Source organism: Streptococcus oralis SK610 (genome assembly GCF_000257455.1).
Taxonomy (GTDB): Bacteria; Bacillota; Bacilli; order Lactobacillales; family Streptococcaceae; genus Streptococcus; species Streptococcus oralis_CB.
The window spans coordinates 133,991-148,589 of record NZ_AJKQ01000026.1; the positions used below are offsets into that span (position 1 = coordinate 133,991).

Genomic DNA, 14,599 nt, shown 5'->3' on the forward strand with positions numbered 1-14,599 from the left:
TGCATTACTCTACATAAAAAGAAGGCGAACCTCCTTCTACACTATTTTCCCTTAAATTCCGCAAAAGTCTGTAAGATTTTAGCAGCAACTGCTGGAGAAGGAGCTCCTTTAAGCTCTAACGTGTCATCTGAATATGGACTAAGACCAGCAAAATCTCCAATCTGGACAGAATAGAGCGACGTCTTAAACAGTTCAATATCGTTTTGGTCATTTCCAAAGGCGATGAAGTTCTCCCCGCATAACTTTTCAACAGTTGTCGCCTTATGAGTATCCAAGGGGTTGACATAAAGGCACTTTTCATGCGCATGATAGGAGAGATGAGCCAGTCCCAGTCTTTCTAACTGACCAAGCAGATCATCAAGCAAATCCTCGTGGTCGCCCATATAGATGACTACCTTAATCGGAGTCCCTAAGTCCTCGAGTTTCTGATGACGAGCTACCTTTAGGGGATCCACACTGGAAATAAATGGAATCTTCTCTACAATCTGACCGCTATAGTCAAAGCAATCATCTGCAAAAAAAGGGAGATTGTAGGTCTGGCAATAATCCACTAGCGCCTGATAAACTCTAGCATCGAGATTCCTTTCGAAGATAGCCTGCCCCAGATGATAGGCTACGCCACCATTCAATCCTATGACCAAGCGCTGACTGAGTTTAGGGCCTAATAAACCCAAGCAATCCCGATAAGAGCGGGCTGAGGCAAACACAAGCTCATGCCCATAATCTTCAGCCTTTAAAAGAACCTGCTTAATCTCCTCATCTATGGTCATATAGTCAAAAGATAGTGTCCCATCCAGGTCAAATACGAATTTCATCTTCCTAGTCCTTGTTTAGTGTTCGAAGCGCTGCCTGATAGGTTTGCTCCATTAGCATGGTAATAGTCATAGGACCAACTCCACCCGGTACAGGTGTGATGTGGCTAGCAAGTGGTGCAACAGCATCATAATCAACATCTCCACAAAGCTTGCCATTTTCATCTCGGTTCATCCCAACGTCAATGACAACCGCTCCCGGTTTGACAAAGTCAGCTGTCACAAACTTAGCACGACCGATTGCAACGACAAGAATATCTGCCTTAGCAGCCACCTTGGCAAGATGATGGGTGCGTGAGTGGGTCAAAGTCACAGTCGCATTCTTAGCCAAAAGAAGCTGAGCCATTGGTTTCCCAACGATGTTGGAACGACCGATAACAACCGCATTTTTACCTTCTAGATCAATCCCATACTCATGAAACATCTCCATAATTCCTGCAGGTGTCGAAGGAATCATAACTGGATGACCAGACCAGAGACGCCCCATGTTTAGGGGATGGAAACCATCCACATCCTTTTCCGGGTCAATGGCTAATAAAACTTCCTCTTCGTCAATATGTTTTGGCAAAGGTAATTGAACCAAAATCCCATGCCAAGCTGGATCTTGATTGTATTTGGCAATCAAGTCTAACAATTCTGCTTGGGTAATGGTCTCTGGAACTCGCACTACTTCACTACGGAAACCAGCAGCGAGAGCTGACCGTTCCTTATTGCGAACGTAGACTTGGCTGGCAGGATTGTCCCCCACCAAAATCACTACCAATCCTGGAACTAGACCTGTTTCTTCTTTTAGTTTGGCTGTCTTTTCAGCCAACTGCCCTTGTAACTTAGCTGCAAGAGCCTTCCCATCGATAATCTGAGCCATATCTCTTCTCTTTTCTATCAAATATCCTCTATTATATCAAAAAATAACTCGCCATTCTAACACTTCTTGCCTAATGGACCTTATAGTCTGAAACTATAAGAAAAAGCTCGTATCGAGCTTTTATGCCTATTTATACTAGGTAAACTTGTCATGCTTTCTTTTTGACTTTTGGAGCCGGTAAGACTTCATACATCTCCTTGATTAGTCTCGCTAGAAATGACTTATCTTCAAGATCTTCTATCAAAATCATCTCCTTAGCTCCTTCATAAGGACGTTCAAACCTAGTCTGTCGCAGTTGATCCAAGACCACCTTCACAGGCTTCAGTAACAGACGATTATCATAAATTCCCCCAATAATCTTCCCATGATAATACAGAATATACTCTCCCATCATTGGACGATAACTCATCTCCTCTAGATCTGATAGCTGTTCGAGAATAAAATCTAAATATTCTTTACTGGAAGCCATGATGCCTACTCCATTTCTTCTAAAAATGAGGTATTACAAAACCTTACTTAAAAATTCCTTGGTCCGTTGTTCTTTTGTTTGATCGAAAATTTCCTCAGGCGTTCCATCTTCGACAACAACTCCATCTGCCATAAAGATAACACGGTCTGCTACCTCACGCGCAAAACCCATTTCATGCGTCACAATCACCATGGTCATCCCCGACTTGGCAAGGTCTTGCATCACAGCTAGAACTTCTCCAACCATCTCAGGATCCAGGGCTGAAGTCGGCTCATCAAAGAGCAAAACATCTGGTTCCATAGCAAGTCCACGTGCAATGGCAATCCGTTGTTGCTGACCACCTGACAAACTCTGTGGATAGGACGTTGCCTTATCTGGCAAACCAACTTTTTCTAACAGTTCCTGTGCTCTTTTCTCAGCAACTTCCTTGCTTTCACCTTTGGTTTTAATTGGTGACAAAGTGATATTTTCCATCACTGTCATATTGGGAAAGAGGTTGAATTGTTGGAATACCATGCCCATCTTTTCACGCATAGCAAAAAGGTCATTTTTCTTATCAGTGATATCAACTCCTTCAAAGATAACCTTACCTTTACTTGCTTCTTCAAGGAGATTCATAGAACGAAGGAAAGTTGATTTCCCGCTCCCTGACGGACCGATAATGACCACAACTTCTCCTCGTTTAATCTCAAGGTTGATACCTTTTAAAACTTCATTTTTCCCAAAAGACTTATGTAGTTCTTCAATTTTAATCAAGGTTTCTGTCATTATTTTTTGTCTCCTTGTCCAATATGTTTTTCAAACGCTTTCAATGCCACTGTCAAAACAGAGGTCATAATCAAATAGTAAAAGGCTGCAAATAAAAGGGGAGTCAATGGTAAATACGTTGTTGTTGCTACTGTCGTTGCACCATTCCACAACTCCATCACCCCAATCGCAGACAAGAGAGAACTATCCTTGATAATGGTGATAAATTCATTTCCCAGAGCTGGAAGAATATTCTTGATAGCTTGTGGCAAAATGACATAACGCATGGCATTTTTCGGACGAATACCAAGAGAGTAAGCAGCCTCTAACTGCCCTTTAGGAACCGCATTGATCCCCGCACGAACAGTTTCTGAAACGTAAGCACCACTGTTCATAGAAATAATCAGAATACCAGGGATCAAACGAGAAAGATCAACTCCTAAAATTCCCACTTGAATAGTCGGAGCATTGATATGCATAAGAGCAAAGGCAATCATTATTTGAACCATCATCGGAGTTCCACGGAAGATCCAAACATAGACATTTGCAAACCAGACGAGCGGTTTAAAGCGTGATCGCTGAGCAAAGGCCAGTAACACACCTATAATGGTTCCTAAGAAGACGACAAAGATGGAAATTAACACGGTAATCAGAGCTCCATAGTTAAAATACGGTAAATACTTTGGTAAAAAAGAAAAATTCATATTCAATCAACTTTCTATGTATTAGATTGTATGATTATAACATGAATTGAATTAAAATTCAATCCTTTTTCTCTAATTTTACCAATTAACTTGATAGAATAGAGAAATAGAGAGAAATCACAGTTTTTTTCTAGTCAACTACCTCTTGTTTATGGTAAAATAGAAACGATAAGAAATGGAGGAGAATCAAAATGGAATCACATTTGGTTAGAATCATTAACCGCCTAGAAGCAATGACAAAAGATGGTGGAAATCTAAAACGTAATTTTGAACGTGAAGGTGTTGTTGTCGCAGAAGTTGCATACAGCCATGACGAAGAAAACGGATCGCTCTTCACCCTTCGCGATGTAGAAGCTCGTGAAACTTATACCTTTGATAGCATTGATTTGATTGCAATGGAGATCTACGAACTCCTTTACTAATATAAAAACAACGGGCAGTAAGTCCCGATGAATGAGAATCCTTTTTGTCACCGCAAATGGGATTTTTTCTTACCTTCAAGTCGCTTAATTCTCTATAAATCCTTCTTTTAAAAACGACTACTTCCCAATCTTTTTACTTGCTTTACACCTTAATCATGCTATAATGAGAGTATAAAACTTTGACTATTTTTGACCTTTTTTCTTAGGCCAAGAATATGAATGAAATGAGGTAGATGCATGCTCTGTCAAAACTGTAAAATTAACGACTCAACAATTCATCTGTATACCAATATCAATGGACAGCAAAAGCAAATTGATCTCTGTCAAAATTGCTATAAAATTATCAAAACAGATCCAAATAATACCCTCTTTAAAGGAATGACTGACTTAAACAATCATGACTTTGACCCATTCGGCGACTTTTTCAATGATTTGAACAATTTCAAACCTTCTTCAAATAACGTCCCTCCAACTCAATCTGGTGGAGGATATGGAGGAAACGGTGGTTATGGACCTCAAAACCGAGGCCCACTTCAAACACCTCCTAGTCAAGAAAAAGGACTCCTAGAGGAATACGGTATCAATATTACTGAGATTGCTCGTCGGGGAGATATTGACCCTGTTATCGGTCGAGATGAGGAGATTATCCGCGTTATCGAAATCCTCAACCGTCGAACCAAGAACAACCCTGTCCTTATCGGAGAACCAGGTGTTGGTAAAACAGCCGTTGTTGAAGGTCTAGCTCAGAAGATTGTCGATGGCGATGTTCCCCATAAACTTCAAGGCAAGCAGGTCATCCGTCTGGATGTGGTCAGTCTAGTACAAGGAACAGGGATTCGAGGCCAATTTGAAGAACGTATGCAAAAGCTCATGGAAGAAATTCGCAAACGTGAGGACATCATCCTCTTTATCGACGAAATCCATGAAATTGTTGGTGCAGGGTCAGCAGGTGATGGCAATATGGATGCAGGCAATATCCTTAAACCAGCCCTTGCCCGTGGTGAATTGCAAATGGTCGGTGCCACTACTCTCAATGAATACCGTATCATTGAAAAAGATGCTGCCCTAGAGCGTCGTATGCAGCCTGTCAAGGTAGATGAACCAACTGTAGAAGAAACCATTATCATCCTTAAAGGGGTTCAAAAGAAATACGAAGACTACCATCACGTCAAGTACACTGATGCTGCTATCGAAGCTGCTGCAAATCTTTCCAACCGCTACATTCAAGACCGCTTCTTGCCAGACAAAGCTATTGACCTGTTGGATGAAGCTGGTTCTAAGATGAATCTGACACTGAACTTTGTTGATCCTAAAGTGATTGATCAGCGTTTAATTGAAGCTGAAAATCTCAAGGCTCAAGCTACTCGAGAGGAAGACTTTGAAAAGGCTGCTTATTTCCGTGATCAGATTGCCAAGTATAAAGAAATGCAGAAAAACAAGGTGACAGATCAGGATACTCCAATCATCAGCGAGAAAACAATCGAACATATCATTGAGCAGAAAACCAATATCCCTGTTGGAGAACTCAAAGAAAAAGAACAGTCTCAGCTTATCCATCTAGCAGACGACCTCAAAGCTCATGTCATTGGTCAAGATGAAGCTGTGGATAAGATTGCCAAGGCTATCCGTCGTAATCGTGTTGGACTTGGAACTCCTAACCGGCCAATCGGAAGCTTCCTCTTTGTCGGACCAACTGGTGTCGGTAAAACAGAACTTTCCAAACAACTAGCCATTGAGCTCTTTGGCTCTGCTGACAGCATGATTCGCTTTGATATGAGTGAATACATGGAAAAACACAGTGTGGCTAAATTAGTCGGTGCCCCTCCAGGTTATGTTGGCTACGATGAAGCGGGTCAGTTAACGGAAAAAGTTCGTCGCAATCCTTACTCACTCATCCTTCTCGATGAAGTTGAAAAAGCCCATCCAGATGTGATGCACATGTTCCTTCAAGTCTTGGACGATGGTCGTTTGACAGATGGGCAAGGACGAACAGTTAGCTTTAAGGATGCTATCATTATCATGACCTCAAATGCGGGTACTGGTAAGGCCGAAGCCAGCGTTGGTTTTGGGGCAGCTCGTGAAGGTCGAACCAACTCTGTTCTCGGTGAACTCGGCAACTTCTTTAGCCCTGAATTTATGAACCGTTTTGATGGCATCATCGAATTTAAACCTCTCAGCAAGGACAATCTTCTCCAAATCGTCGAACTCATGCTAGCGGATGTCAACAAACGCCTCTCTAGCAACAATATCCACCTCGATGTGACAGACAAGGTCAAGGAAAAGTTGGTTGACTTAGGTTATGATCCAAAAATGGGGGCACGCCCACTCCGCCGTACCATTCAAGACCATATCGAGGATGCCATCACTGATTTCTACCTTGAAAATCCAAGTGAGAAAGCCCTCAAGGCAGTCATGACAAGCAATGGCAATATTCAAATCAAATCTGCAAAGAAAAGTGAGAAAACAGAAGAGATTGCTTCTGAAATAGAAGAATAAATCTCATAAAAAGAACAGGAAACAAGATTTCCTGTTTTTTTTAATTCTCTTCTTGAATTTGATAGCGAAGAATTGTTTTTAATTTGCTTGGCTCCGTTCGATGAAGGTTATTGAGATAAATTTCTCGGTGGACTTCCGAAGTTCTTTTGAGTTTATGAAGTTGACAAAAATGCTCCATCTCTGCAAAAGTCTCATTTTCAGTATCAAAAGGTCCTACATGAAGCATAGCAAGGCTTTGGCCTTCCTCTATCATTTCAAAACGAATAGCCTCATAGAGAATATTGGGCTTCTTGATTATAACCTCTTCCAAAGCTTTTTCAAATAGTTCTCTCGTAATAAAATCGGGTTGCCCAATCATAATGCTATAAGAAAGCTCTCTTTTTACCAGTTCTCCCTCCTTCTCCTTTTTCCATACACCTTCTAAAGGAAAGACAGTAAAATCAGTGTAAACCTCATCCATAGGAGCTTTTTTATACTTCATCTTTATCGCATAGGCTAAGGCATATAAGGCCCCTACGTGTTCTGAAAAATCTTCTTGATTTGGATCACCTTTACCATCAATCACGATATAGGATTGACCTGGTACCTGCAGGATGCTGGGCCTAGCTTTCACTTGATAAAGATCTTTTGCTTCTTTTCTCCATTCGTATTTCATTTGGTTCCTCTCCTTTCTATCTCTAGTATAGCACCAAAACCCTGACATCTTTTGTCAAGGTTTGTAAAGTTTTTGGATTTTTTCTAATCTAAAAAGCAATTCCTTCTTCAGATGATTGGGGGCGAGTATTTCTACCCCATCTAGATAAGACAGGAGGTAAGTATACAGACTTTCATGCTCTGGTAGGACTGTCTTGACATAATAACACCCATCTTTCCCCAAGCTAATCTCATCTTCTGAAAAATCTTCATAAACCCGGAAAGCAAGCTTGGGACTAAACTTCAAGGAAACTTCGATTTGATGTGACACTTGATCTGAGCCATCAACCCAATCCTCCACATTTTTCTGCTTCACAGTTTCAGTTGTTAGGTGATAATTCCTAATTCTAGACAATTTGAAAAAACGCCACTCTTCCTTCAAACAACAGTAGGCATGAAGGTACCAATCTCTCTTTTTAAATACGAGTCTAAAGGGCTCGACTGTACGAATCGTTTTCTGACCACACCCACCTAGATAAGTAATCACCAGTTGCCTTTTCTCTAGAATAGCATGTTTGATGTTATCAAATAATTCTTTTTGACCTTCTCGCTTTCTCCAGTCAGTCAAGTCTACTTCTATCCAAGGGCTGGGAGAAACTTGAAAAATAGATTCCAACTTTTCAAGTAACAGATCTTGCCTGTCATCGGTCAGGGCTTGAATCCCTTGCAAAGCTGACAGAAGTTCTAATTTTTCATCCTCCGATACGAGAGTACGATCCAGAACAAAGTTCTTCATTAAAAAGATTCCGCCCGTCTTCCCAGGTATCGAATAAAGGGGAATCCCTGCCATACTCAACCGCTCAATATCACGATAAATCGTTCGTACAGATACTTCAAATAATCGGGCTAATTCAGGAGCCGTTGTACTGCCTTTTTCTAAAAGTAGATATAGGATACGAAATAGTCTTGATTCTGCCATAAAATCACCTCTCTTTTATTATACCAGTTATAGTGCTAGGTCTGGAAAGTTTAACGAGACAAGGATTGACCAAGACAAAGTAGCTTTTTCTGCACCAGTTCGTTGGTTTATTCTTGACAGCTAGCCCCTCGTCCATTATGATAATAATAAAGATACTAGAGAATGAGGAAAATGCAATGGCAAACCCAACTTTTGGTGAAAAAAAAGAGAATGTGACCTACCAGCCCCGCTATGGTGTGTACGCAGTTATTCCGGATGCGGAGAAAAAACAAATTGTCTTAGTTCAAGCTCCCAATGGTGCTTGGTTCTTGCCAGGTGGAGAGATTGAAACAGGCGAAGATCATCAAGAAGCACTGAAGAGAGAACTAATCGAAGAACTTGGCTTTACAGCTGAAATCGGAACCTATTATGGACAAGCTGATGAGTATTTCTACTCTCGCCACCGTGATACCTACTACTACAATCCAGCTTATCTCTATGAAGCTATTTCTTTCAAAGAAGCACAAAAACCATTGGAAGATTTTAATCATATTGCTTGGTTTCCTATTGATGAAGCAATTGAAAAACTCAAACGTGGTAGCCATAAATGGGGAATAGAAGCTTGGAAAATCCAGCATGGAATTGACTAAAATACACGATTTTATCCAAAAAGTGCTATAATAGAGTTAGAAAATCGGAGGAACTGTTATGAAGCTTATCAATACGACAAACTCACACTCGCAACTTGTTAAAAGCCAATTAGAAAGCACAGACGCAACTCTTGTCGAGGTCTATTCTGCTGGAAACACAGATGTAGTTTTCACACAAGCCCCGCTTCACTATGAAATCCTCATTTCCAACAAACACCGTGCTATTCGTGAACCTGAAATCGAAACCATCCAAGACTTCTTCTTGAAACGTAAAATCGATAAAGGAAGCATTGATGAAGCCAATATCAAGACGCTTTATTCAGATAAATTGATTGAGATTTCAATCCCTATGAAATAAGAAGACCAGCCAAAAGCTGGTTTTCTTTTGCAAAAAAGATTGGTAGTGCACAGCTACCAATCTTTTAATTCTATTTCACCGCTTCTTTTAAAGCATCTACCTTGTCTAATCGTTCCCATGGAAGGTCAATATCTGTACGTCCCATGTGTCCATAAGCCGCTGTTTGACGGTAAATTGGGCGTTTGAGATCCAGCATTTGAATAATTCCTGCAGGGCGAAGGTCAAAGATTTGACGCGCTGCTTTTTCAAGCTTGCTTTCAGCTACTGTTCCTGTACCAAAAGTATCGATACGAACAGAAACAGGTTGCGCCACCCCAATAGCATAGGCCAATTGCACTTCTGCCTTCTTAGCAAGGCCTGCTGCAACGATGTTCTTGGCAATGTAGCGAGCTGCATAAGAGGCTGAACGGTCCACCTTCGTCGCATCCTTACCTGAGAAGGCACCACCACCATGACGAGAGTAGCCACCATAGGTATCCACGATAATCTTACGACCAGTCAAACCTGAGTCTCCTTGAGGTCCACCGATTACAAAACGACCAGTTGGATTGATGAAGAATTTGGTTTGCTCATCCAAGTAAGAAGCTGGAATAACTTCCTTGATAACTTTGCTAATCACATCATTGTGAATTTGTTCATTGCTAACTTCTGGGTCGTGCTGAGTTGAAATAACGACTGTATCCACACGTACTGGACGATCATTTTCATCATACTCAACCGTAACTTGTGATTTAGCATCTGGACGAAGATAGCTAATTTCACCAGACTTACGAAGTTCTGCCAAACGACGAACCAACTTGTGACTAAGTGAGATTGGTAAAGGCATGAGTTCTTCTGTCTCATCCACTGCAAACCCAAACATAAGACCTTGGTCACCAGCACCAATCAAGTCCAGCGGATCTTGATCTACATTCCCACGAACCTCCAAGGCTTCGTTAACACCTTGGGCGATATCTGGTGACTGCTCAACAAGTGACGGATGAACTCCCACCGTCTCTGCAGAAAAACCATACTCTGTATTGGTATAACCAATCTCTGCAATGGTATCACGAACCACTCGGTTAATATCTACATAAGCATGTGTAGAAATTTCACCAAAAACATGGACCGAACCTGTGTATACAGCTGTCTCGGCAGCAACGTGCGCCTCAGGATCTTTAGCTAAAATAGCATCCAAAATCGCATCTGAAATTTGGTCTGCAATCTTATCCGGATGCCCCTCAGATACAGATTCAGACGTGAATAATTTACGTTCTGACATAAAAATGTCCCCCCTTAAAAAATATTGTTATAGAGTTACAAAGTACTGATAGAAATTTCTACCATCTTATCGGGACTATATAACCTTATCATTATACCACTTTTTACTTTTTTTTGCAGTATTTTCTCGAAATCGAAAAAAGAACCTTACGGCTCTTTTCTCATCATAAAAATTCGGCTTGTACTCCATAATACAGAAGATTATACCTATGCTAATCTGCATACTTTGTTTACAAACTACCTATTTTTTTATCACAATGTTCTTACAAACAATCTTCCAGTTAGGCTTACTGTTCCTTAGACTTTCTATTGCTTACAGTTAAGCCAAGTCCAGCCATTAGGAGGCCAAGTCCTACAATACCATAGTTCGCTGTATCATTACTTCCTGTATCAGGGAGTTTCGTCACTTCTTTTTTATAAGCTGTAGCTACTGGAACTGTGGTAGTTGGAGTCGCACTTCCTGTCTGAGCAACAGGTAGTGTTGTACGACGTTCTAGGTAAAATTGGTAATTATCTTTCGTTACCTTGTAATTGTGTCCTTCAGTCACAGTTTCAACAATCCATGTAGTTGCATCCTTAGTTAAAGAATCAGCCAAGTTACGATTAATATTCATTAATCGACCTTCAGATACAAAATCTTTATAGCTAATATCGGTCCCTGTCGAAGTTGCAACAATTCTTTCGATTTTTGCGGCTTTCAAAGACGCAAGAGTATTCGCCATCGTTGGAATTGAAGGATCCTCCTTCATTGGAGCATCTGTCAACAATACGACAAACTTTTTATTTTTAGGTGACTTAGACCAGTCGTAGGTTGAAACAATTTGTGTAAGAGTAGGTGTAGATGTTTCAGGGAAGTCTCCACCATGTGCAAGCTTAATGCCTGCTAAGGCTTTTTCAAGCTCAGCTGGGTCAGAGGTAAAATAAGATTCATTAAATTTTGTTAAAATTGTACCCTCATCTGCTAATCCACCTATACGTCCATATACTTCATCACTAAAGGTAGCTAATCCAAAACGTGCTGCTACTCCATCTTTAGCAAGATTTCTTGCAAACTCATTGATATTGTTACGGACAGTGTCAATAGTTCGAGACATAGATGCTGAACGGTCAACAACAAAAACGATATCGGCAGAGTTAGATTTTGAAATCGTTCTTGTCGCTTTCTTGATTTCGACTGTAGTTGTTTTATCAACACGTTCATATTGGGTATAAGAATTTCCATCTTCATCTTTGCCGCTCACTGTACTCTCAGTTGTTTCAGTCTTTGGAGCAGGAAGTTCTTCGCTTTTTACAGGAGCCACTTCTGTCTTTGTAACTTCGACTGTTGCAGTTTCTTCATGAATCTTTTGATTACCTTCTTGACGTTCTTTCACGTCAATAGGTGAAACCTTCTTAGAAACATCTACAAGTTCTCCAGGTTTTGCATCTGATTGGTTAACGACTGGTTTCGCCTCGTCAGCTTTAATTTCTGCAACAGCAGCTTCGACTGCTGACTTACTTGCTTCAGTTTTCTTTACTGTTCCAGTTGCAGCAGATTCCGGTTTTGTTGTTTCATCTGCAGACACTTGTCCAACCTGAGCAAAAGCAAACAAAATTGCTACAGAAGCCAACCCAACTTTCATTTTACGGAATGAAAAACGTTGTTGTTTCATAAATGATTTATCCATAAAAGTCCCCTTTTCTTTTCACGGATCATATTATATAATCCGATTGTTTTATAGTATAATAACACAAATTTGTATACTTTTCAATTTTTTTCCTTACGATTTCAATAAAATATTGGTCTAAAAAAAGTTTTAAAGCAATTACTGTTTTATAAATCAAATTATTTAAAATATATAATTATTATTTTCTTTGAATAGTTCAGAAAATAAAAACTCAGTAGAATCACCTGATTCTACTGAGTTTTTAAAACGTTTGGCGCTTGGCTTTTCGCTCTGCACGGCCACGTGCGCGATTTTCAGCACGCTTGGTTTTGCGGCGTTTTTCATCCACCGCCCATTGAATCTTCTTCTTATAGCCAGGTTTGACTTTTTTCTTTTTCTTTTTAACCAAGCCAATCATTTCAATATCAAGCTTATCCTGCTTCTTTTCACGATTAGCACGACGATCACGGTCATAGGTATCTTGAAACTCTCCGTCTTTGACCATCTTAGGAATAAACTTGATTCCTAATTTCTCCAACTCACGGATATCCGAGTCATCACTAGGCTGGTAAAGGGTAATCGCTGTACCAGGCAGTCCGTTGCGCCCAGTCCGTCCAACACGGTGAACAAAGAAGGACAAGTCTTGCGGAATGGCATCATTAATAACATGGCTGACACCTTCAATGTCAATTCCACGCGCTGCCAAGTCCGTTGCGACAATGTACTCAAAATCCAGATTTTTCACCTGATTCATGATCCGTTTGCGTTCACGAGGAACAATATCTCCATGAATCTTACCTACCTTCAATCCTTGAGCAGTCAAATAGGCATGCAATTCATCAGCACGCGTTTTTGTGTTAACAAAAATCATTGCTAAATAAGGCTGCATCAACTGAGTCAGCTGGTAAATTTGAGCGTTCTTGTCACGGCCCTTGGTCGAAATCAACCAGTTATCAATCGTATCTGAGATAACTGTTTTAGTCTTGATTTTTTCCATGACAGGATTTGACAAGTATTTTTTCAAGAACGGTTGCAATTTTTGTGGAATAGTTGCTGAAAAGACCATGAATTGCAAGTCTTTTGGAAGACTCCCTGCAATCTTATCAACGGTTTCCAAGAATCCCATATCCAAGGTCATATCGGCTTCATCAATAACAAAGGTCTTAGCCTTGTGAATAGCCAAATCACCAGATTTGACCAAGTCATAGATGCGACCTGGCGTTCCGATAACGATATGTGGTTGGTTGCTGGCAAGTTTTTCAATTTGACGCGCCTTATCCGTACCACCTACATAATTAACCACACGAACTTCGACATCTGAGTGAGCTGCAATCTGACGAGCAGCTTGGTAGATTTGAGTAGCCAACTCACGACTTGGTGCAGTAATAACTGCTTGCACACTATCGCTGGTTTCATCTAATTGCTGAAAAATAGGTAGTAAGAAAGTGTGGGTTTTTCCTGAACCTGTTTTTGACTCGCCCACCAAGTCACGACCTGCCAAGACAATAGGAATCAACTTTTCCTGAACTTCGGTAGGAGTCGTAAACTTCAACTCCTCCAAGGCTTCTACTATATAATTTTTAAATTGAAATTTCTTAAATGACATACTATCCTCGATTCTATCCTTTCAATTATACCATATTTTGTCCTATTGCAGTAGCCCCATTTGAGTCCCAGTCCTGTAGTAAAAATTCAAGTAGCTTAAAAGGTTGGAACTTCTGATTCCAACCTCTTTCATTATTTCCAGGTCAATACAGCATTCAAACCATAATGATCACTGACTTGTGGACTATTTTGGCCATCAAAAACTACTTGTAGACTCTCTACTTCTAACTCTTTGGTCGTAAGGACATAGTCGATTCGTAGTGGCTCGGTATTGCCTTTCCAGCCATCAATTTCTGGTGGTACTGTATAGCTACCACTTCTTTCTTTTGCAACTTCAAACGCGTCTTGTAATCCTAATGGACTAGCTAAAATCGCTTGATAGCCTTCCTGACCAGCTGGATTATTGAAATCACCTGCTAAAATCAAAGGTTTGTTCAACTCTTTTAGTACAGCCTCAAATCGTGCCCATTCTTCTTGGAAACCTTTATCCCACCAAGAGAGATGAACGCTTGCAAGAGCAAGGTCTTTACCTTCAACTTCTGTCTCAGCCAAGGCAACACGGCGAGTATGGTAGTCCGTTGGATCATCTACATCTGATACTAAAATCTCACGCGCTTTAATAGGAGTTTTGGATAAGATAGCTACACCTTCATGGTAGCGGTCATAACCGATATGATTGTAAGCCCAAGTCCAGTAGTAGTTTTTCCCTTTCTCAGCCAATTTTTCAACCAGGAGTTGGACATAGTGATCCTGGTGAATGGGTTCTGCTGATGGTAAAGCTTGATAGTGAGTGTTAACCTCTACCTCAGGCGAAGTCATTTCTTGATTAATTTCTTGGAAACAAATCAAATCATAGTCCTTCTCGAGAATGTCTTGGAGTAAGATTTGGAATTTTTCCTCTGCTTCCTTCTCCATCCAACTGTGAGTATTGAGTGTTAGAAATTTCATGCTTTTCTCCTAAAACAAGAGGTTGG

General features: G+C 40.6%; 15 protein-coding genes. 4 read left to right on the top strand and 11 right to left on the bottom strand.

Annotation, left to right across the window (positions count from 1 at the left end):
- Positions 1–41: 41 nt before the first annotated feature.
- The 5 genes from HMPREF1115_RS10390 to HMPREF1115_RS10410 all read right to left on the bottom strand — a co-directional run bounded on the left by HMPREF1115_RS10390 (position 42) and on the right by HMPREF1115_RS10410 (position 3,597).
- A complete protein-coding gene (locus tag HMPREF1115_RS10390; protein ID WP_000673616.1) occupies positions 42–815 on the bottom strand; it encodes an HAD hydrolase family protein in 774 nt (257 codons plus the stop codon).
- A gap of 4 nt (positions 816–819) precedes the next feature.
- The gene (locus tag HMPREF1115_RS10395) at positions 820–1,677 is read right to left on the bottom strand and encodes a bifunctional methylenetetrahydrofolate dehydrogenase/methenyltetrahydrofolate cyclohydrolase (RefSeq protein WP_000057226.1); all 858 of its coding nucleotides are present in this window, start codon (positions 1,675–1,677) and stop codon (positions 820–822) included.
- Positions 1,678–1,825: 148 nt separating this feature from the next.
- A complete protein-coding gene (locus HMPREF1115_RS10400; RefSeq protein WP_000168525.1) occupies positions 1,826–2,146 on the bottom strand; it encodes a TfoX/Sxy family protein in 321 nt (106 codons plus the stop codon).
- Positions 2,147–2,179: 33 nt separating this feature from the next.
- On the bottom strand, positions 2,180–2,914 hold the full coding sequence (locus tag HMPREF1115_RS10405; protein WP_000140921.1) for an amino acid ABC transporter ATP-binding protein: 735 nt from the start codon (positions 2,912–2,914) through the stop codon (positions 2,180–2,182).
- Positions 2,914–3,597: an amino acid ABC transporter permease gene (locus HMPREF1115_RS10410; RefSeq protein ID WP_001011619.1), complete on the bottom strand. Its 684-nt coding sequence runs from the start codon at positions 3,595–3,597 to the stop codon at positions 2,914–2,916. The genes HMPREF1115_RS10405 and HMPREF1115_RS10410 overlap by 1 nt, the downstream gene beginning before the upstream one ends.
- Positions 3,598–3,788: 191 nt before the next feature.
- Here HMPREF1115_RS10410 and HMPREF1115_RS10415 point away from each other — a divergent pair, with 191 nt between their 5' ends.
- Both HMPREF1115_RS10415 and HMPREF1115_RS10420 read left to right on the top strand, forming a co-directional pair.
- Positions 3,789–4,019 carry a DUF1797 family protein gene (locus HMPREF1115_RS10415; RefSeq protein ID WP_000443577.1) on the top strand — a complete coding sequence of 77 codons (231 nt, stop codon included), beginning with the start codon at positions 3,789–3,791 and terminating at the stop codon, positions 4,017–4,019.
- Positions 4,020–4,256: 237 nt separating this feature from the next.
- Complete coding sequence (locus HMPREF1115_RS10420) at positions 4,257–6,515, top strand: ATP-dependent Clp protease ATP-binding subunit (RefSeq protein WP_000882476.1); 2,259 nt, start codon at positions 4,257–4,259, stop codon at positions 6,513–6,515.
- A gap of 40 nt (positions 6,516–6,555) precedes the next feature.
- Here the strand turns inward: HMPREF1115_RS10420 and HMPREF1115_RS10425 are convergent, their stop codons facing one another.
- Both HMPREF1115_RS10425 and HMPREF1115_RS10430 read right to left on the bottom strand, forming a co-directional pair.
- Entirely contained in the window at positions 6,556–7,170 is a 615-nt protein-coding gene (locus tag HMPREF1115_RS10425) for a GyrI-like domain-containing protein (protein ID WP_000873098.1), read from the bottom strand.
- 54 nt (positions 7,171–7,224) lie between these two features.
- Positions 7,225–8,127 (bottom strand): helix-turn-helix transcriptional regulator, encoded by a 903-nt coding sequence (locus HMPREF1115_RS10430; protein ID WP_000841076.1) that lies wholly within the window; start codon positions 8,125–8,127, stop codon positions 7,225–7,227.
- A gap of 176 nt (positions 8,128–8,303) precedes the next feature.
- On the opposite strand from HMPREF1115_RS10430, the gene HMPREF1115_RS10435 reads away from it, so the two are divergent.
- Both HMPREF1115_RS10435 and HMPREF1115_RS10440 read left to right on the top strand, forming a co-directional pair.
- Entirely contained in the window at positions 8,304–8,756 is a 453-nt protein-coding gene (locus HMPREF1115_RS10435; protein ID WP_000013094.1) for an NUDIX hydrolase, read from the top strand.
- A gap of 58 nt (positions 8,757–8,814) precedes the next feature.
- Positions 8,815–9,114 (top strand): DUF1827 family protein, encoded by a 300-nt coding sequence (locus tag HMPREF1115_RS10440; RefSeq protein ID WP_000767206.1) that lies wholly within the window; start codon positions 8,815–8,817, stop codon positions 9,112–9,114.
- A gap of 70 nt (positions 9,115–9,184) precedes the next feature.
- Here HMPREF1115_RS10440 and metK read toward each other — a convergent pair whose 3' ends face one another.
- From metK to HMPREF1115_RS10460, 4 genes are all read right to left on the bottom strand, one after another.
- Positions 9,185–10,375, bottom strand: a complete 1,191-nt coding sequence (metK, locus tag HMPREF1115_RS10445; RefSeq protein WP_000003922.1) for a methionine adenosyltransferase — start codon at positions 10,373–10,375, stop codon at positions 9,185–9,187.
- 286 nt (positions 10,376–10,661) lie between these two features.
- Positions 10,662–12,041 carry a VWA domain-containing protein gene (locus tag HMPREF1115_RS10450; protein ID WP_000361428.1) on the bottom strand — a complete coding sequence of 460 codons (1,380 nt, stop codon included), beginning with the start codon at positions 12,039–12,041 and terminating at the stop codon, positions 10,662–10,664.
- A 241-nt stretch (positions 12,042–12,282) separates the two neighbouring features.
- Entirely contained in the window at positions 12,283–13,626 is a 1,344-nt protein-coding gene (locus HMPREF1115_RS10455; RefSeq protein WP_002882591.1) for a DEAD/DEAH box helicase, read from the bottom strand.
- Positions 13,627–13,757: 131 nt separating this feature from the next.
- The gene (locus HMPREF1115_RS10460) at positions 13,758–14,573 is read right to left on the bottom strand and encodes an endonuclease/exonuclease/phosphatase family protein (protein WP_000670851.1); all 816 of its coding nucleotides are present in this window, start codon (positions 14,571–14,573) and stop codon (positions 13,758–13,760) included.
- Positions 14,574–14,599 lie beyond the last annotated feature (26 nt).

What these genes read in the sequence shown, in the direction of transcription:
- HMPREF1115_RS10405 (WP_000140921.1), bottom strand. Translation starts at nt 2,914, where the DNA reads ATGACAGAAACCTTGATTAAAATTGAAGAACTACATAAGTCTTTTGGG.
- HMPREF1115_RS10435 (WP_000013094.1), top strand. Translation starts at nt 8,304, where the DNA reads ATGGCAAACCCAACTTTTGGTGAAAAAAAAGAGAATGTGACCTACCAG.
- HMPREF1115_RS10390 (WP_000673616.1), bottom strand. Translation starts at nt 815, where the DNA reads ATGAAATTCGTATTTGACCTGGATGGGACACTATCTTTTGACTATATG.
- HMPREF1115_RS10430 (WP_000841076.1), bottom strand. Translation starts at nt 8,127, where the DNA reads ATGGCAGAATCAAGACTATTTCGTATCCTATATCTACTTTTAGAAAAA.
- metK (WP_000003922.1), bottom strand. Translation starts at nt 10,375, where the DNA reads ATGTCAGAACGTAAATTATTCACGTCTGAATCTGTATCTGAGGGGCAT.
- HMPREF1115_RS10400 (WP_000168525.1), bottom strand. Translation starts at nt 2,146, where the DNA reads ATGGCTTCCAGTAAAGAATATTTAGATTTTATTCTCGAACAGCTATCA.
- HMPREF1115_RS10460 (WP_000670851.1), bottom strand. Translation starts at nt 14,573, where the DNA reads ATGAAATTTCTAACACTCAATACTCACAGTTGGATGGAGAAGGAAGCA.
- HMPREF1115_RS10395 (WP_000057226.1), bottom strand. Translation starts at nt 1,677, where the DNA reads ATGGCTCAGATTATCGATGGGAAGGCTCTTGCAGCTAAGTTACAAGGG.
- HMPREF1115_RS10410 (WP_001011619.1), bottom strand. Translation starts at nt 3,597, where the DNA reads ATGAATTTTTCTTTTTTACCAAAGTATTTACCGTATTTTAACTATGGA.
- HMPREF1115_RS10420 (WP_000882476.1), top strand. Translation starts at nt 4,257, where the DNA reads ATGCTCTGTCAAAACTGTAAAATTAACGACTCAACAATTCATCTGTAT.
- HMPREF1115_RS10415 (WP_000443577.1), top strand. Translation starts at nt 3,789, where the DNA reads ATGGAATCACATTTGGTTAGAATCATTAACCGCCTAGAAGCAATGACA.
- HMPREF1115_RS10455 (WP_002882591.1), bottom strand. Translation starts at nt 13,626, where the DNA reads ATGTCATTTAAGAAATTTCAATTTAAAAATTATATAGTAGAAGCCTTG.
- HMPREF1115_RS10450 (WP_000361428.1), bottom strand. Translation starts at nt 12,041, where the DNA reads ATGGATAAATCATTTATGAAACAACAACGTTTTTCATTCCGTAAAATG.
- HMPREF1115_RS10425 (WP_000873098.1), bottom strand. Translation starts at nt 7,170, where the DNA reads ATGAAATACGAATGGAGAAAAGAAGCAAAAGATCTTTATCAAGTGAAA.
- HMPREF1115_RS10440 (WP_000767206.1), top strand. Translation starts at nt 8,815, where the DNA reads ATGAAGCTTATCAATACGACAAACTCACACTCGCAACTTGTTAAAAGC.